Source organism: Pseudomonas sp. I2 (assembly GCF_040984075.1).
Classification (GTDB): Bacteria; Pseudomonadota; Gammaproteobacteria; order Pseudomonadales; family Pseudomonadaceae; genus Aquipseudomonas; species Aquipseudomonas guariconensis_B.
Map to the genome: position 1 here is coordinate 103,326 of NZ_JBCGFQ010000010.1, position 15,711 is coordinate 119,036.

Annotated in this window: 17 protein-coding genes and 1 pseudogene; 5 read left to right on the forward strand and 13 right to left on the reverse strand. The window is 65.6% G+C overall.

What is annotated here, in order from left to right; all coding sequences use genetic code 11:
• The first annotated feature begins 93 nt into the window (after positions 1 to 93).
• A complete protein-coding gene (locus tag WCE05_RS07445) occupies positions 94 to 462 on the forward strand; it encodes a YajD family HNH nuclease (protein WP_225789842.1) in 369 nt (122 codons plus the stop codon).
• Between the two features lie 104 nt (positions 463 to 566).
• On the opposite strand, the gene WCE05_RS07450 is transcribed toward WCE05_RS07445, so the two are convergent.
• The 5 genes from WCE05_RS07450 to WCE05_RS07470 all read right to left on the reverse strand — a co-directional run bounded on the left by WCE05_RS07450 (position 567) and on the right by WCE05_RS07470 (position 6,644).
• Positions 567 to 2,057 (reverse strand): aldehyde dehydrogenase, encoded by a 1,491-nt coding sequence (locus WCE05_RS07450; protein ID WP_253081671.1) that lies wholly within the window; start codon positions 2,055 to 2,057, stop codon positions 567 to 569.
• 1 nt (position 2,058) lies between these two features.
• Entirely contained in the window at positions 2,059 to 2,961 is a 903-nt protein-coding gene (locus WCE05_RS07455; protein ID WP_368815669.1) for a dihydrodipicolinate synthase family protein, read from the reverse strand.
• Between the two features lie 70 nt (positions 2,962 to 3,031).
• The gene (locus WCE05_RS07460; RefSeq protein WP_368815670.1) at positions 3,032 to 4,360 is read right to left on the reverse strand and encodes an MFS transporter; all 1,329 of its coding nucleotides are present in this window, start codon (positions 4,358 to 4,360) and stop codon (positions 3,032 to 3,034) included.
• A 183-nt stretch (positions 4,361 to 4,543) separates the two neighbouring features.
• The gene (locus tag WCE05_RS07465; protein ID WP_253081674.1) at positions 4,544 to 5,863 is read right to left on the reverse strand and encodes an FAD-binding oxidoreductase; all 1,320 of its coding nucleotides are present in this window, start codon (positions 5,861 to 5,863) and stop codon (positions 4,544 to 4,546) included.
• Between the two features lie 58 nt (positions 5,864 to 5,921).
• Entirely contained in the window at positions 5,922 to 6,644 is a 723-nt protein-coding gene (locus tag WCE05_RS07470) for a GntR family transcriptional regulator (protein ID WP_253081675.1), read from the reverse strand.
• A 336-nt stretch (positions 6,645 to 6,980) separates the two neighbouring features.
• Between WCE05_RS07470 and WCE05_RS07475 the strand changes: the two genes are divergently transcribed.
• The gene (locus WCE05_RS07475; protein WP_253081676.1) at positions 6,981 to 7,298 is read left to right on the forward strand and encodes a YgaP-like transmembrane domain; all 318 of its coding nucleotides are present in this window, start codon (positions 6,981 to 6,983) and stop codon (positions 7,296 to 7,298) included.
• A 292-nt stretch (positions 7,299 to 7,590) separates the two neighbouring features.
• Here WCE05_RS07475 and WCE05_RS07480 read toward each other — a convergent pair whose 3' ends face one another.
• Both WCE05_RS07480 and WCE05_RS07485 read right to left on the reverse strand, forming a co-directional pair.
• Positions 7,591 to 8,799 (reverse strand): hypothetical protein, encoded by a 1,209-nt coding sequence (locus WCE05_RS07480; RefSeq protein ID WP_368815671.1) that lies wholly within the window; start codon positions 8,797 to 8,799, stop codon positions 7,591 to 7,593.
• A 41-nt stretch (positions 8,800 to 8,840) separates the two neighbouring features.
• Positions 8,841 to 9,290, reverse strand: coding sequence for a YcgN family cysteine cluster protein (locus WCE05_RS07485; RefSeq protein ID WP_225790942.1), 450 nt, complete (start codon positions 9,288 to 9,290; stop codon positions 8,841 to 8,843).
• 210 nt (positions 9,291 to 9,500) lie between these two features.
• On the opposite strand from WCE05_RS07485, the gene WCE05_RS07490 reads away from it, so the two are divergent.
• Positions 9,501 to 10,097, forward strand: coding sequence for a nitroreductase family protein (locus WCE05_RS07490; RefSeq protein WP_368815672.1), 597 nt, complete (start codon positions 9,501 to 9,503; stop codon positions 10,095 to 10,097).
• A 112-nt stretch (positions 10,098 to 10,209) separates the two neighbouring features.
• Here WCE05_RS07490 and WCE05_RS07495 read toward each other — a convergent pair whose 3' ends face one another.
• The 4 genes from WCE05_RS07495 to WCE05_RS07510 form a co-directional block, all read right to left on the reverse strand.
• Positions 10,210 to 11,142 (reverse strand): D-2-hydroxyacid dehydrogenase, encoded by a 933-nt coding sequence (locus WCE05_RS07495; RefSeq protein WP_368815673.1) that lies wholly within the window; start codon positions 11,140 to 11,142, stop codon positions 10,210 to 10,212.
• Positions 11,143 to 11,220: 78 nt separating this feature from the next.
• On the reverse strand, positions 11,221 to 11,514 hold the full coding sequence (locus WCE05_RS07500) for a YcgL domain-containing protein (RefSeq protein ID WP_015271354.1): 294 nt from the start codon (positions 11,512 to 11,514) through the stop codon (positions 11,221 to 11,223).
• The gene (gene rnd / locus WCE05_RS07505) at positions 11,514 to 12,644 is read right to left on the reverse strand and encodes a ribonuclease D (protein WP_225790939.1); all 1,131 of its coding nucleotides are present in this window, start codon (positions 12,642 to 12,644) and stop codon (positions 11,514 to 11,516) included. The genes WCE05_RS07500 and rnd overlap by 1 nt, the downstream gene beginning before the upstream one ends.
• Before the next feature lie 83 nt (positions 12,645 to 12,727).
• A complete protein-coding gene (locus WCE05_RS07510; protein WP_368815674.1) occupies positions 12,728 to 13,093 on the reverse strand; it encodes a 5-carboxymethyl-2-hydroxymuconate Delta-isomerase in 366 nt (121 codons plus the stop codon).
• 119 nt (positions 13,094 to 13,212) lie between these two features.
• Between WCE05_RS07510 and WCE05_RS07515 the strand changes: the two genes are divergently transcribed.
• A complete protein-coding gene (locus WCE05_RS07515) occupies positions 13,213 to 13,449 on the forward strand; it encodes a YdcH family protein (RefSeq protein WP_225790937.1) in 237 nt (78 codons plus the stop codon).
• Positions 13,450 to 13,518: 69 nt separating this feature from the next.
• Here the strand turns inward: WCE05_RS07515 and WCE05_RS07520 are convergent, their stop codons facing one another.
• Positions 13,519 to 14,700, reverse strand: coding sequence for a PLP-dependent aspartate aminotransferase family protein (locus tag WCE05_RS07520; RefSeq protein WP_225790936.1), 1,182 nt, complete (start codon positions 14,698 to 14,700; stop codon positions 13,519 to 13,521).
• Positions 14,701 to 14,862: 162 nt separating this feature from the next.
• Here WCE05_RS07520 and WCE05_RS07525 point away from each other — a divergent pair, with 162 nt between their 5' ends.
• On the forward strand, positions 14,863 to 15,321 hold the full coding sequence (locus WCE05_RS07525; protein WP_225790935.1) for an Lrp/AsnC family transcriptional regulator: 459 nt from the start codon (positions 14,863 to 14,865) through the stop codon (positions 15,319 to 15,321).
• 64 nt (positions 15,322 to 15,385) lie between these two features.
• Here the strand turns inward: WCE05_RS07525 and WCE05_RS07530 are convergent.
• Positions 15,386 to 15,711 (reverse strand): annotated as a pseudogene (locus tag WCE05_RS07530) (CbbBc protein); the annotation flags it as partial.

Consider the following 15,711-nt stretch of genomic DNA (forward strand, 5'->3'; position numbering starts at 1 on the left):
ATATGATCGTTTTGCCTGTCCGACACCCCGCCAGCCGCGCTAGACTCGCAGGCATAACCGTCATCCGCCTGATTACAAGAAAGGTAATACCCCATGAGTTCGGCCTCCACGTCCGCCGCCACCGCCCGCCTCGACCGCATCCTCGCCGATGCCAAGCGCGACAAGGAAATGGGCTATCGCGACAAGGCGCTGAAGATGTACCCGCACGTTTGCGGCCGCTGCGCCCGGGAGTTTTCCGGCAAGCGCCTGTCGGAGCTGACCGTGCACCATCGTGACCACAACCACGACAACAACCCCCAGGACGGTTCGAACTGGGAACTGCTGTGCCTGTATTGCCATGACAACGAGCATGCCCGCTACACCGACCAGCAGTACTTCAGCGAAGGCTCGCTGAGCACGCCGAAGATCGACAAGGCGACCCACAACCCGTTCGCCGGGTTGGCGCAGCTGCTCAAGAAATGAGGTGAGCGCGGGGCGCCGCCGCGAATAGGCCAGCACTGCCTGCATGACAGGCAGTGCCGGGATCGGTGCCGAACGCCGTCAGAACAGCACCGGTACTGCTCGGATCACGAAGCGTTGATCCAGATGGTCTTGAGCTCCGTGTACTGGTCATGGGCCCAGATGGACTTGTCACGCCCACCGAAGCCAGACTCCTTGTAGCCACCGAACGGCGTCGAGGCATCGCCCTCGCCGAAGCAGTTGACCGTCACCACGCCGGCGCGGATCTCCCGCGACAGGCGCAAGGCATTGCGCAGGCTGCCGGTATAGGCCGAGGCGGCCAGGCCATAGACGGTGTCGTTGGCCAGTTCGATGGCCTGGTCAATGGTCGAGAAGGTGGTCACGCTCAGCACCGGGCCGAAGATCTCCTCGATGAACAGCTTGCTGTCGCGGGCCACGCCATCGACGATGGTCGGCTGCACGAACACGCCCGACTCGGTCTGGCCACCCTGCACCACCGAGAGTTTCTGCTCGACGGCATACTCCAGGTAGGACTTGACCTTCTCGAAGTGCGACTTGCTGACCATCGCGCCCAAGCGATTCTCCGGGTCCAACGGGTCGCCCAGCTTCCAGTCGCCCAGGTGCTTGGCCACCAACTTCAGCAGTTCGTCCTTGACGTCCTCATGGACGATCAGGCGCGAGGACGCCGAGCAGTTCTCGCCCATGTTCCAGAACGCACCGGCGGTGACGAACTGGGCCACTTCGTCCAGGTCCTCGCAGTCGTTCATGACCACGGCCGGGTTCTTGCCCCCAAGCTCCAGCACCACGCGCTTGAGGTTGGACTCGGCGGCGTACTTGAGGAACAGGCGGCCGGTATCGGTCGAGCCGGTGAAGCTGACCATGGCGATGTCCATGTGGCGACCGATCGCCTCGCCCGCCTCGCGGCCACCGCCCGGGGTGATGTTGAACACGCCCGGTGGAATGCCCGCCTCATGGGCCAGCTCGACCACGCGCAGGGCGCTGAGGGTGGTTTCCTTGGCCGGCTTGACCACGATGGAGCAACCGGCGGCCAGCGACGGGGCGATCTTCCAGGCCAGCATCAGCAGCGGGAAGTTCCACGGCAGCACCAGGCCGACCACGCCGATGGCCTCGCGCACCACCATGGTCACGGCGGCATTGCCGGTCGGGGCGGTGTTGTCGTAGATCTTGTCGATCAGCTCGGCGTGCCAACGGAGGGTGTGGATGGTTTCCGGCACATCGACGTTCTGGCATTCGCTGACCGGCTTGCCGCTGTCCAGCGCTTCCAGCACGGCCAGCTCGTGGGCGTTGTCTTCCAGCAGTTGGGCGAACTTGAGCAGCACATGCTTGCGCTCGCCAGGTTGCAGCTTGGCCCAGCGGCCGTCTTCGAACGCGCGCTTGGCAGCAGCGACGGCAAGGTCGACGTCCTGCACGTCGCAGGCGGCGACTTCGGCCAACGGCTGGCCGGTGGCCGGGTTGGTGGTGACGAAGGTCCGGCCCGAGAGCGCATCGCGGAACTCGCCATCGATGAACGCCTGGGTTCGTGGTTGCAGTTCGGCGGCGATGGCCGCGTACTGTTCCTTGCTCAGCAATTCAGCCATTTCAGGCACCTCCGGTGATTTGCGCGACAGTACGCTTGAGTTCGGCCACGACGCCCTTGAGGGCCTCTTTCTCTTCGCCATCCAGGCCATGCAGCGGGGCCCGCACGCCGCCGGTGGCCAGGCCATTGAGCTCGCAGCCATACTTGATCGACTGGACGAACTTGCCCCCTTCCAGGACGTCCATCAGCGGCATCATGGCGGCCATGATGCGGCGGCCCTTGTCGAAGTCCTTCTCCAGCACGCAGGCCTCGTACAGGGCCACGTGCTCGCGCGGGATGAAGTTGGAGCCGGCGCAGACCCAGCTCTTGGCGCCCCAGGCGAAGAACTCCAGGGCTTGGTCGTCCCAGCCGCAGGACAGCGAGATGCTCGAGCGCTGGGTGGCCAGGCGGTGCAGTTGGTTCATGTCGCCGGAGCTTTCCTTGATGGCGACGATGTTCTTCACGTCGGCGACCGCGTCGAAGAACGCCTCGCCCATGCTCATGCCCATGCGGCCCGGGTAGTTGTAGAGCATGATCGGCAGGTCGGCAGCGGCGTCCACGGCCTTCACGTGCAGGGCGATTTCCTGCTGGGTCGGCAAAGCGTAGGGCGGCGTACCGACCAGCAGGGCGTCGGCCTTGATTTCCTTGGCGTGCTTGGCGAAGGCCACGGAATCCTCGGTCCGGATCGCGCCGGTCCCGACGATCAGCGGCAGGCGGCCGTTGAGCACGTCCTTGGCCTGGGCCGCCAGGTCGAAGCGCTCCTGGGCGGTGTGGGCGTAGTACTCGCCGGTAGAGCCGCCGATGATGACGCCATGGACCTTGGCGGCGACCAGGTACTCCAGGACCTCGGCGAACGCGGCCTTGTCGATGGAGCCATCCGCGGCCAGGGGCGTGATTGCCGGGGTGTAGATGCCTTCGAATTTCACAGTGAGTCCTCCAGTGCAACGATCGGTATTGTTCAGGTCGCCCCGGCGAACCGGTGCGACATCTTGCGCATCAGTTCAGGGAAGCGGCCTGCTGCAGGTTCAGCGAGCGGGTCTCGGGAGCCAGGGCCCAGGAGAAGACCAGGCCAACCAAGGTGACGATGGCGGCGGCGTACATGGTGAACGCGATGCCGTAGCTGTCCAGGGCCATGGGCACCAACCAGGTGCCGACCGCCGCGCCGATCCGCGACATCGAGGTGCCCACGCCCACGGCGCCGGCACGGATCTCGGTGGGGAACAGCTCGTTCGGGTACACCAGTTGCAGCACCTGGGCGCCGCCGATGAACAGGGCGTAGGCGCCGAACAGGCCGAGGATCACCATCTCGGAACCGGCGTGGAAGACGCCCAGCCCCAGCAGTGCGAGGCCCGACCAGCAAAAGCTGTGGATCAGCATGCTGCGCCGCCCCAGGGTGTTGATCAGGCGCGTGGCGATGATGCAGCCGACGACGAACAGCAAGGTGATGGCCACCGAGCCGACCGAGGCCCAGTCGCCCTTGAGGTTGAGCGCTGCGAGCACCTTCGGTGCGAAGGCATACACGGCGAACACCGGGATCACCGAGCAGGTCCAGAACATGGTGACGAACAGCATGCGCTTGCCATACCCCGAGTGCAGCAGGCTGAGGAACGAGAGCTTCTTCTGCTCAGGCTCTTCCGGCAGGTTGCGCAGGGAGAAACCGTTGCCATAGACCTGCCGGATCACCGCCTCGGCCTCGTCGGCGCGCCCCTTGCTCAATAGCCAGCGCGGCGACTCCGGGGTGCCGATGCGCACCAGCAGCAACAGCGCGCCGATCAGCGCCGGGCTGGCCAGCACCAGGCGCCAGGCCTCGTCGCCCCCCTGGCGCAGGATGACGTCGCCGAGGATGTAGGCGAAGGCAGCACCGGCGAACCAGAGGATGGTCAGGGTGGCCAGGCGCGGGCCACGGTTCTTCTTCGGCAGGAACTCCACCAGCAGCGAGGTGGCCACCGGGTATTCGATGCCCACGGCGATGCCGATGGCAAAACGCAGCAGGAACAGCGCCACGGCCGATTCCACCCAGAACTGGCTGAGCGAAGCCAGGATGAACAAGGTCGGGCCAACGAAGAACACGCGCTTGCGCCCGAAGCGATCGGTCAGCCAACCACCGAGGAAGCCGCCGAAGAAGATGCCGATCAGCGCCGAAGCGGCGATCATGCCCTGCCAGAAGCTGGAAAGGCCCAGGCCAGCGGACATCTGCACCATGGCCACGCCGATGATGCTCAGCACGTAGCCATCGACGAACGAGCCGCCGCCGGACCGCAGGGTCAGCAACTGGTGAAAACGGTTGATCGGTACATCTTCAACGGAAATATTCGGACTTGTCATTATTGTTCCTGTTACTTCTGTATTGCGCTTTGTTCAGGACGAGCGAATCCGCGAAACCGAAAACAGCATTCAGTCCCGTTTGATCGAACTGCACATCTCGACCGTGGATTTCGGGCAAGGGGCGCCCGTGCCGGGCACACTGCGCCCGGCGGATTACACGCGATTCGTTAACCTAGCGAGCCATCAGCTTTCTTTTCCGGCGCGGTACTGCCCCCACATCAGGTTCAGGTTCAGGCCCAGGGAAACCAAGGGCTGCGGTGGATTCGCACAAGGCCCAGGGGCGTTCAGGAGAAAATCGATCAACTCGTTTCGCTCGCCCGCCAGCCAGTCGGCCAGCAGTTTCCCGGTGACGGTGCCGCGCGTCACGCCCAGGCCGTTGCAGCACAATGCGCCGTATACATTCGGCGCCAACTTGCCGAAGAAGCCCATGTGATTGCGCGACAGGGCCAGGGCACCGCCCCAGGTGTATTCGAAGTCCACCCCGGGCAACATCGGGAAGCGCCGTTCGAACGAAGCACGGTGGCGGTGGACGAAGCGCTCCAGGTACTTGCGGTTGGCACGCCCGTCCGGGTTGTAGCTGAAGCTGTTGCGGATCAGCAGGCGGTTGTCGGGCGTGCGGCGCAAGGTGGTGCCGAACGGATCCGCCGGAATCACGCCCCAGTATGGCTTGCCACCCAGGCGTGCCTGCTCTTGTTCGGTCAGCGGGCGGGTCAGGCTGCCATAGGTGAACACCGGCAGCATGCGGCCCTTGAGAAAGCCAAAGCTCATGCCGAAGGCATTGGTGGTCAGCACCAGGTTGTCGGCAGTGATCGAGCCGTTGGCGTGGCGCAGCACCACCTTGTCGCCGTACTCCACGTCGGTGATCGGCGTGTGCTCGTAGAGCGAGACGTTGGCCGGCAGGCTGTCGGCCAGGCCCTTGACCAAGGCGGACGGCTGGATCAGCGCGGTGCCGGGAGTGAACAGGCCCTTGCGGTAGAAATGCGTGCCGATGTGCTCGGGCAGGTCGCGGCCGTCGATCATCTCGTAGGGCTGGCCCAGCTTGTCCAGGCCACGGCGGTAGGCGTCCAGCACGGCGATGCCACGGTCCTCGACGGCGGCCTGGTACTTGCCGCAGTGGGTGAACTGGCAATCGATGTCGTAGCGTTCGACCAGTTCCTTGAGAAACGACTGGCCCCCCAGGTTCAGCTTGAGGACGGTCTTGGCGATGTCGATGTCGCCGATGTAGTCCTCGGCGCCGATGTCATGGGGCAAGTCGATGGCGAAACCGGCGTTGCGCCCGGAGGTGCCGAAGCCCACTTCCTGGGCCTCGATCAGCACGACCTGGTCATCGGGGAAGTTCGTTGCCAGCTGGCGCGCCGCGGCCAGGCCGGTGAAGCCGGCGCCGACCACGACCCAACGGGCCTTGCTGTTGCCACTGTGGGCCGGACGGGGCTGCCGGGGCTTGCTCAGGTGGTACCAGCCACAGGAGGCATCATCGGCAGGCAACGAAGTTATTCTTGTCATCTCATGAACCTGGGTATTGTTGTTGACTTGCGATCACCGCCATGGCGGTGACTGGACCTCACAGCGCCAAGGGCACGTCCATCCCCTGTGGCGCGGCGTATTCGGCCATGCGCCGGCGCGACAGCTCCATGTGTGCGCGAATCACCCGCCCGGCGGTCTCCGTGTCCCGCCGCTCGATCGCCTCGATGACCTGGTCGTGCTGGTCGCAGGCCAGCTCCAGGTCGCGTTGCATGTCGTCAGTGGTGGGGTGGCGGTAGAAGATCTTGCCCAGGCGCGTATGGTCGATGAGGATCCGACGCAGGCTCGGCAGCAGGTAGTCGTTGTGCGCCATCTTGCCGATCTCCAGGTGGAAGGCATCGTTGTAGAGCACGCGGTTTTCCACGTCCCGCTCCTCGATGGCCTTGCGGAACAGCGCCTGGATGCCCTTGAGTACCTCGACCTCGGCCGCGCTCGCATGGAGCGCGGCCAGCTGGGTGGTGGCCACGTAGATCAGCGGTGCGGCGAGGAAGAAGCTGTGCAGCGACTCGTGGTTCATCGCCGCCACCCGTGGTGCGCGGTTGGCTTCCAGCTCGATGTAGCCCTCGGCGGCGATCTGGCGCAGCAGTTCACGCACCGGCGGACGCGACAGGCCGAATTCGTCGCACAAGGCCAGTTCGTCCACCACCGCCCCGGGCGCGAGCTCCATGCTGAGGATCCGCCGCCGCAAGGCGTCGGCCAGGACGACCTTGCGGTCCTGGGGCGCTTCGGCACTGATCGGTTGGAGGTTGGCGGTGGCTTTCATGGTGGCCTTCTTTGTTGTCATGGCTCTGTGTCTACAGTTTGTATAACGAATATAGGGGGGCGTTAGACAATATGTCTACAGCTTTTTCGATGAACGGCTTATGCCCTGGAACCCGCATGAAACAAGGGCTTCAGTAGCATCTGGCTATTTGAGCACAGCGGCCCAGAGGCTGTCGCGAGATGCATGCCCAGATACGACAGGAAAGTCATCCAGACATGACGAATCGCCCTGAGATCGATCATTTTTCGTACACCCCAAGGCCCGTCCGGCACATGGAAGGAACGGGGGATTTTCACCAGGGTCAGCTGCATACCAACCCTTGGAGGAGGCCTTTCCATGCTCGATATCCATTCGCCAAGCCTGTCGCGCGACCACAATGTCCATGGTTGGGAACGCGCCAGCTCCCTGGCCGGCGGTGCCCTGATGATCAGCAAGGGGCTGCGTCATGGCGGCCTGCTTGGCTTGTTGCAGGTCGCAGTGGGTGGCATGGCCCTGGCCCGGGGCATCAGCGGGCACTGCTCGACCAAGGCCTGGTGGCAGCGGCAGCGGGCGGAATATCACCGCCTGCGCGACGACATCGAGCGCAGTGCGGCAGAGCTGAAGGCGATCGAGGCCCGGGCAGAGACGGCGGCGCAGACGGTGGCGAAGCCTTGAGCGCTGTTTTGCCTGGCCAGCCCCATTCGCGGGCAAGCCCGCCCCAGCGCTGACTTCAAGCACGGCGTGATTCTGGGAGATCACCCAGCCCTTCGGGCTACGCTGTCGCGCAGAGAACAGAGACCGAAAGAGCTACGGGCCCCCTGTGGGAGATTACCCAGCCTTTGGGCTGCGCTGTCACGCAGAGAACTGATAGTGGCTTTACGCGGCCCCTGTGGGAGCGGGCTTGCCCGCGAACGAGGGCGTAGCCCTTGCCATGCACCGGTGATGTTGGGGCCAGCCTTTTCGCGCGCTAGCGCAACAGCTTGCTCTGCAACACCTCGGAGCGCCGCCCGAGCACGCTCTCGCTGATCTGCACGAACTCCTCGTTGCTGACGCTGGACAACCGCATCAGCGCCTGGGTGACGTCATCCAGCGAGCGCTTGTCATGGGTATGCAGGCGGATCTCGCGGTCCAGCGCCTGGAGCAACAGCACGCCGCGGGCCACCTGGGCGGCGTCGGCCTTGTCGCCACGCAGGCGGGTGACCTTGGCGCCCTGCTGGTGCAGGCGCGCCTGCAGGGCCTGGTAGCGGTCGTCGCCCATGCCGCCGGCACGACGCAACAGCTCGGTGGCGTAGTAGTCGGCCAGGCTTTCGCCCAGCCAGTCGCTGCCATCCCGGTCATTGACCTGGGCGAACAACTGCACCAGCTCGCGCAGCAAAGGGCTGGTGCCGCTCTCGCCGATCAACGGACGGCTGCTGTGCACGTACAGGGAGTTGTGCCCACCCAGGACCCCGCGCCACATCTCGTCACGCGCACCAACCAGCAGCAGCTTGGGCGGGTTGCGCGGAAACACCGCTTGCAACTGGGGCCAGACGAACGTCAGCAGGGTCAGGGTGTCCATGCGCCGCATGCCCTGCCCTTGCGGCGCGGCCACGGTCACCTCCGTCTCGCCCAGGCGGGCACGGCGGCTGCCGAGGTTGCCGGCCAGCATCCAGCCAGTGGGGCGGTCGAACAGGCGCGAGACATTGTCGACGCGAAACTTGTGCTTGCCGATACGCGGCCAGGCAGTCTCGACGCTCTTCCAGCCCTCGGGCAGCTCGAACGCCAGGCGCGCCACCAGCTCGGTGCCATCCTGCTGGTCGAGGCGCGCCGCTGGCACCAACTGGTCGCCGCGAAACAGCGCCCAGCGCGGGGTGATGCGGCTTTCATAGGTAACGCCCTGGGGCTTCTGGTCCAGTTGCACGCGGTAACTGAGGCTGGCCTTGCCCGGGGCCGGGTGCCAGATCCCCCGTTGCGCCTGCACCTGCCATTGGCCATCGGCCAGGAAGCCGCTGTAGACGCCGCCCTTGCCCAGGTCGAAATCCAGGCTGCGCACCGCGCTGCCATCGGCCAGGACCAGGCGCACCTCGGCCTGGCCGCTCTGGGGCAGCAGGCGTACCTGGTAATCCAGGTCGACCTTGCGCGCCCAGACGGGGAAGCAGGCCGTCAGGCCCAGGACCAACAAGAGGTGGCGACGCATACAGAAACTCCTTTTTCCCAGACGCGACAGGCCCAGGCAGCTCAACCGGCGCGAAAGATCAGGTGGTCTTCCCAGTCGTCTTCGTCCACGTCGTTCTCGCTGAGCATACGCCCCGACTGGGAAATACGCTGCTCATGCACTTGTTTGCGATCACCGCAAACCAGATGATGCCAGGTCGGCAGGTCCTTGCCTTCGCTGACCAGGCGATAACCACAGGTGGTCGGCAGCCACTTGAACTGGTCGGCCTTGCCGGGGGTGAGCTGGATGCAGTCCGGCACCTGGGCGAAACGGTTGGGGTAGTCGCTGCACTGGCAGGTGTCGAGGTCCAGCAGCTTGCAGGCAATGCGCGTGTAGTAGACGCTGTTGTCGTCCTCGTCCTCGAGCTTCTGCAGGCAGCACAGGCCGCAGCCGTCGCAGAGCGACTCCCATTCCCGGGGATCGAGTTGCTCGAGGGTCTTGCGCCGCCAGAAGGGCGCGTTGTCAGCGATCATCACAGGTTTCCTGCATAAGGCCAGCGACGAGCGTCAAGCAAGCGCGGGCGCGTAACGACTTCTCTGGTGGCGTGCAGCTCGATGCTTGCTGCTGGCATCTGCCACGGCGGCGCCAGTCTAGAGCCTGTCCCCGGTCAATGCCAGACCGCTTGTCAGCGGCGAGCGGACGCAGTAGCGTGCGCGCTTTCCCTTCCCTTGCAGGAGCGACCCATGAGCGTCAACCCGCGCATTGCCGACTACGCCATCAACGAGCAGTTCATCAACCGCTGGTCGCCACGGGCATTCACCGCCGAGCCGATCAGCCAGGAAACCCTGCTGGGCTTCCTGGAAGCCGCGCGCTGGGCACCTTCGGCCTACAACTCGCAACCCTGGCGCTTCCTCTATGCCCGCCGCGACACGCCGAACTGGGAGCGCTACCTGGGCATCCTCAACGAATTCAACCGCAGCTGGGCCCAGCACGCCTCGGCGCTGGTGCTGATCATGTCCAAGACGACCTTCACCGCCCCGGGCGCCAGCGAGCAAACCCCGGCGCTGTGGCACACCTTCGACACCGGCTCGGCCTGGGGCCACCTGGCCCTGCAGGCCAGCATCAGCGGCTGGCACACCCACGGCATGGCCGGCTTCGACCAGGCGCTGGCGCGTCAGGCACTGAAGATCCCCGAGGGCTACGCCCTGCATGCGATGGTGGCGATCGGCAAGCTGGGCGACAAGGCAACCCTCGCCGAAGGCCTGCAAGCCCGCGAAGTCCCCAGCCCTCGCCGCCCCCTGAGCGAACTGGCCGCCGAAGGCGATTTCAACCTTCTCTAAGCGGCAAACTGCAAGCCTCAAGCTGCAAGAAGATCGATGTCGCCTCTGGACCGGGGCATGATCCAAGATCGAAAGCTCGGCACGATCTCTCTTGCAGCTTGAAGCTTGCCGCTCAATACCCCCGCCCGAAATCCACCTCTCCCCGCAATGCCCGGCCCGCCTGGTACGCCCGCACGTTCTCGACGAACAACCGCACCATCGCCGTCGGCGAGGTGGGGGCCGAGCTGTGGCCGGTCAGCAGCAGGCCCCAGGCGGTCCAGAACGGGTGGCTCCGGGGCAAGGGCTCCTGGCGGCAGACGTCGATTACCGCGCCGGCCAGGTGGCCCTGCTTCAAGGCTTCGACCAAGTCGTCATCGACCACCGCCACGCCGCGCCCGGCATTGATGAACAACGCGCTGGGCTTGAAGCGCCGGAACAGCGCCGCATCGTACAAATCATGGGTCTGCGGGGTGTCCGGCAGCAGGTTGAGCACGTAGTCGGCCTGCTCCACCAACCGCGGCAACGCGTCCAGGCCAGCTACCTCGACGAACGGCGCCTGCTGGCGGGCACTGCTGGCGATGCCATGCAGGGACACCCCGAACGGCGCGAGCAGTTCCGCGACCCGCTGGCCGATGTCGCCGGTACCCACGACCAGCACCCGCCGCCCTTCCAGGCTGCGCCCGGGGCGGTCGTCCCAGCGCCGCTCGGCCTGGCTGGCCAGCCGCGCCAGTACGTCGCGCTCGTGGCCGAGCATGTAGGTCAGCATGTACTCGGCCATGACCTGGCCGAAGATGCCCACGGCACGGGTCAGACGGTAGTCGCGGGGCAACCCCTCGGCCAGCAGCGGGGTAACCCCCGCCCAGGTCGATTGCACCCAGCGTGGCCTGTGGCCCTGGCGCAGGAGGCTGGCCAGCAGGTCAGGCTGGCCCAGCCATACCGTGCATTCGGCTGCCTGGCGTGCCAGTTCGGCGGCGTCGCCGCTGGTCAGTACCTCCAGGTCTGGTGCCGCCTCGCCCAGCAGGCGGGCATAGTGGGCATGATCCTGTTCAGCGATCAGAACGCGCATGTCGAAAACCTTGGCAGACAACAACGAAGGCGGCCCGGCAGACGGACCGCTTGGCAGGGTGAGGCGAACGGCCCGGAATCAGGCTGGGTCGTTGCGGCGCAGCAGTTCTTCGGGCAGGTGCTCGATGTAGTCGTCCTCGGGCGGCGGCATCTGCAGGTGGTAGCCCTGGTTGTCGAGGTTCTCCAAGACCTTGGCGATGTCCTCGCGGGCCAGCTTGCGCTCGGGGGTGAGCACCAGGTCGAAGGCGTGCACCGGGGTACCGAAGAACGGCAGCAGGCCCTCCGGCACACGCTCCAGGCCATCGGCCTTGAGCACGTAGAGGTACATCTCGTTCTTGCGTGGGCTCTTGTAGATCGAACAGATACGTTTCATCAGGATTCTCCGGCACCTGCCAGGCTGTCCAGCAGGGCCTGGCCCATGCGCTCGCGACGCCAGCCGCGCAGCGAATCGGGCAGTTGATAGGGGCCGTTGGGGAAGCCACTCTTGAGCAAGGCCTCCAGGGTCTTCTTGCGCAGCATCAGCTCCGGGGCGATGCCCAGGCGCTCGCCTTCGGCCTGGCCAACCCCACGCAGGCGCTTGAGGATAGCGGCGGCCTCGATCGGCAGCGGCTCGGGCAACGCGGGCGGCCACTGCGCCTCGGGCAGGCTGGCGGCGCGCTTGATCAGCTCGAGGAGGAACTCGCCGTCCTGGCGGATGGTGCGCGGGTGCATGTCGTCGATCTTCGCCAGGGCCGACAGGCTGTCCGGCTGGTGCCTGGCCATGGGCCAGAGCGCGTGTTCGCGCAGGATGCGGTTGCGCGGCAGGTCGCGGCCACGGGCCTGGCGCTCACGCCAGGCGCACAGTTCGCGCAGCACCGCCAGCTGCTGGCGCGACAGCTTCCAGGCCAGCTTGACGTCGCGGTACAGGGCCTCGGGCTCGACCTCCCGGCGCAATTGGGCGACCAGCTCGGCGCCGTCCTCCAGCACCCAGGCGTACTTGTCGTCCGACAGCCGCGGGCGCAGGGCGGTGAACAGCTCGGCCAGGTGCACGGCGTCCTCGGCGGCATAGCTGACCTGGGTCTCGGACAACGGCCGCTGCAACCAGTCCGAGCGGGTCTCGCCCTTGGGCAGGTCGATCCCCAGGACCTCCTGCACCAGCCGCGAATAGCCCATGGAAAAACCGATGTTCAGGTAGCCGGCGGCCAGCTGGGTGTCGAACAACGGTTGCGGCAGCTTGCCGGTCAGGCGCAGGAGCACTTCCAGGTCCTCGCTGCAGGCATGCAGGACCTTGACCACGCCATTGTCCTCGAGCAGCCCGGCCAGCGGTTGCCAGTCGCCGATCAGCAAGGGGTCGATCAGGAAGGCCCGCTGACCGTCGCCGACCTGGATCAGGCCGGCCTTGGGATAGAAGGTGTCGACCCGCATGAATTCGGTGTCGAGCGCTACGAAAGGCAGTTCGCGCCAGGCCCGGCAGTGTTCGGCCAGGGTCTGGTCGTCACGGATCCAGTGTATTTCGATGGCCACGAGGCTCTCCCACAAACATTGGCGCGCAGTATATACGGCGCGGGGCCTGGGGGTGAAACCTGGCGGGCGATCGGCGCAGTCGCTCAGCCGGGCAGGTGCAGCTTGGCGTAGGGTTCGCGGTCGATGTCCAGCACTTCCACGCACAGCTGGATATCCAGCCCGGCCCTGGTCGGGATCGCCTCGCGCAGCACCTCCAGCAGGCTGCCGGACAGCTGCTTCTTCACCTGCGGTGAACGCCCGCTGAGGATCGCCAGGCGTACGTGGGCGAAGGCCCGCTCGCCCGGTGCGGTGCCTACCCGGTACTGGGCGCAAGCCTGGGCGCGGCTCTTGATGTCCAGCTCGTCGGCGAACTGGCCGCTGCCGACCAGGGCATGGTTCAGGCGCATGAGCAGCAGGTCGACGTTCAGCTCGCCCAGGTTGTCGCTGTATTCCAGGTTCAGATGAGGCATGGCGCGGGTTCCGGGTCACGGGAGGGAGTGCGACAGCCTACCCCAGTCCCTGACCTGCGCAAAGACGACTATCCTCAAGGTTCAGGACTTTTCGCCAACCCCTGACCCGAGGTGAAGAAATGCCAGTCCCGCATGATCTGCTCGCTGACCTGCACATTTGCGCTGAAGATTTCCAGGCGCTCATCGACAAGGACCAGACGCTGCATCAACTGCACAAGGAGTACAACGCCAAGGACAAGGAAGTGGTGGCCGCCGAAGGCAACGGTACTTCCGACGATGCGGTCAACCGCTTGCGCAAGGAGCGGTTGTTGATCAAGGACAAGATCGAACGGATCATCCATCCGCCCAAATCCTGACCCGTCCCACCGCCCCTTCGCGGGCCGGCCAGTCAAGTGGCATTGGGGCTGCGTTGCAGCCCCAGGCATCTATACCGCCGCCGAAGCCTTCAGCGCAGTGTCCAGGTCATCGATCAAGTCGCGATGATCCTCGATCCCCACCGACAACCGCAGCAGGTTCTCGCCGATCCCCATCGCCTCCTTCTGCTCCGGGCTCAGGGAGTTGTGCGACATGCTCCAGGAGTGGTTGATCATGCTCTCCACGCCCCCCAGCGAGTCGGCCAGGACGAAGATCGACAGCGCCTCGACCAGCCGCTCGACCGCCGCCCGGCCGCCCTTGACCTTCATCGCCACCACCGCCCCGCCGCTGCGCATCTGGCGCTTGCACAGCGCGTGCTGCGGATGGCTCTCCAGCTCCGGGTAGTAGACCTGCTCGACCTGCGCATGCCCTTCGAGAAAGCGCGCCACGCGCAGGGCGTTGGCGCACTGGCGCTCCATGCGCACGTCGAGGGTCTTGAGGCCGCGCAGGGCCAGGTAGCAGTCGAACGGCCCCTGGATCGCGCCAACGGCCATGCTGATCTTGCGCAGCCGCGCCAGCAGCGCGTCGTTGCCCGCCACCACCACGCCACCGATGAGGTCGGAATGGCCACCGATGTACTTGCTCGCCGAGTGCATCACCAGGTCCACGCCGAGGGTGATCGGCCGCTGGTTCCAGGGCGAGCAGAAGGTGTTGTCGATGCAGGTGAGGATGCCGTGCTCGCGGGCCAGGGCGCAGATGGCCTGGATGTCCACCAGGTGCAGCAACGGGTTGGTCGGCGACTCGATCCAGATCAGCCGGGTCTCGGGGCGGATCGCCGCGGCCACGGCCTGCAGGTCGTTGAGGTCGACGTAGGTGGTGGTCAGGCCCGAGGTGTGGCTGCGGTAGTCTTCCAGCAGGCGGAAAGTACCGCCGTAGACGCCGTTCATCACCACCACGTGGGCATCCTTGGGCAGCAGCTCCAGCACGGTGGCCGTGGCGCCCACGCCCGAAGCGGTGGCCACCGCGCCGACACCCTCCTCCAGGGCCGCGACGCAGGTCTCGTAGGCATGCCGGGTCGGGTTGCCGACGCGGCTGTAGGCGTACTCGGGGTTGTCGTCCAGGCTGCGCTTGATGAACGAGCTGGCGGTGACGATGGCCGGGAAGATGGCATTGTCGGCGACGCCGAACTGCTCGCCGGCATGGAGGGTACGGGTGGCGAAATTGCGTGGCTTGTCGGACATGATCGGGTCCATTGACTGGGAACGAGGCAGGTTGAAAGGCGCCACTATCGCATATCCGCCCTCATCCTCGTTGCATGGGGAACGAACATGTCACTGGCGACACACAAGCGTTCTCTTGTTTCTGCAACTGGGCTAATCTGGAGAACCTTTTTCTCCATCGAGCCCTTCACCGACATGGACAGTTTCGACCAGCACATCCTCACCCTGCTCCAGCGCGATGCCTCGATGTCCCTCAAGGACCTGGCCGAAGCCGTCAACCTGTCCACAACCCCTTGCTGGAAGCGGGTCAAGCGCCTGGAAGACGAGGGCTATATTCGCCGCCGCGTCGCCCTGCTCGACCCCGAGCGCCTGGGCCTGGGCCTGACGGTGTTCGTCCAGCTCAAGACCCAGCGCCACGACAGTGCCTGGCTCGAGCAGTTCGCCACGACGGTGACCGGTTTCGAGGAGGTGATGGAGGTCTACCGCATGTCCGGGGACTGGGACTACATGCTGCGGGTAGTGGTGGGCGACATCGCCGCCTACGACCGCTTCTACAAGAAGCTGATCACCAGCACCGACGGGCTGTCGAACATCACGTCCAGCTTTGCCATGGAGCAGATGAAGTACACCACGGCGTATCCGGTGCATCGGTGACACGAGGGCCGCTTGGCAGCCCAGGCTTCAAAGCACCACTTGGCTGATCCGCCAGCCCACGCTCTCACTCCACGGCGATCGCCGCCTCGATCCGGTTCCCCGCCTGCGCCTTCTCCAGCTTGATCGCCACGAACTTGGAGGTCGGCGTGTAGGTCCCCTCGCCATAGCTCTCCAACGGCACCAGCGGGTTGGTCTCCGGGTAGTACGCCGCGGCCTGGCCCTCGGGCAGGTCGTAGGGCACCAGGCGGAAACCCGACACCCGCCGCTCGCGCCCGTCCTCCCACAGCGACACCATGTCCACGTGCTCGCCAGGCTCGAAGCCCAGGCGGCGGATGTCCGCCTCGTTGACGAACACCACCTCGCGCAGGCCGAACACGCCCCGGTAGCGGT

Bases quoted from the DNA above. Each gene is read 5' to 3' on its own strand.
- WCE05_RS07515 (WP_225790937.1), top strand. From the start codon at position 13,213: ATGCCAGTCCCGCATGATCTGCTCGCTGACCTGCACATTTGCGCTGAA.
- WCE05_RS07485 (WP_225790942.1), bottom strand. From the start codon at position 9,290: ATGATCGCTGACAACGCGCCCTTCTGGCGGCGCAAGACCCTCGAGCAA.
- WCE05_RS07450 (WP_253081671.1), bottom strand. From the start codon at position 2,057: ATGGCTGAATTGCTGAGCAAGGAACAGTACGCGGCCATCGCCGCCGAA.
- WCE05_RS07480 (WP_368815671.1), bottom strand. From the start codon at position 8,799: ATGCGTCGCCACCTCTTGTTGGTCCTGGGCCTGACGGCCTGCTTCCCC.
- WCE05_RS07520 (WP_225790936.1), bottom strand. From the start codon at position 14,700: ATGGACCCGATCATGTCCGACAAGCCACGCAATTTCGCCACCCGTACC.
- WCE05_RS07475 (WP_253081676.1), top strand. From the start codon at position 6,981: ATGCTCGATATCCATTCGCCAAGCCTGTCGCGCGACCACAATGTCCAT.
- WCE05_RS07470 (WP_253081675.1), bottom strand. From the start codon at position 6,644: ATGAAAGCCACCGCCAACCTCCAACCGATCAGTGCCGAAGCGCCCCAG.
- WCE05_RS07490 (WP_368815672.1), top strand. From the start codon at position 9,501: ATGAGCGTCAACCCGCGCATTGCCGACTACGCCATCAACGAGCAGTTC.
- WCE05_RS07500 (WP_015271354.1), bottom strand. From the start codon at position 11,514: ATGAAACGTATCTGTTCGATCTACAAGAGCCCACGCAAGAACGAGATG.
- WCE05_RS07445 (WP_225789842.1), top strand. From the start codon at position 94: ATGAGTTCGGCCTCCACGTCCGCCGCCACCGCCCGCCTCGACCGCATC.
- WCE05_RS07460 (WP_368815670.1), bottom strand. From the start codon at position 4,360: ATGACAAGTCCGAATATTTCCGTTGAAGATGTACCGATCAACCGTTTT.
- WCE05_RS07495 (WP_368815673.1), bottom strand. From the start codon at position 11,142: ATGCGCGTTCTGATCGCTGAACAGGATCATGCCCACTATGCCCGCCTG.
- WCE05_RS07525 (WP_225790935.1), top strand. From the start codon at position 14,863: ATGGACAGTTTCGACCAGCACATCCTCACCCTGCTCCAGCGCGATGCC.
- WCE05_RS07465 (WP_253081674.1), bottom strand. From the start codon at position 5,863: ATGACAAGAATAACTTCGTTGCCTGCCGATGATGCCTCCTGTGGCTGG.
- WCE05_RS07510 (WP_368815674.1), bottom strand. From the start codon at position 13,093: ATGCCTCATCTGAACCTGGAATACAGCGACAACCTGGGCGAGCTGAAC.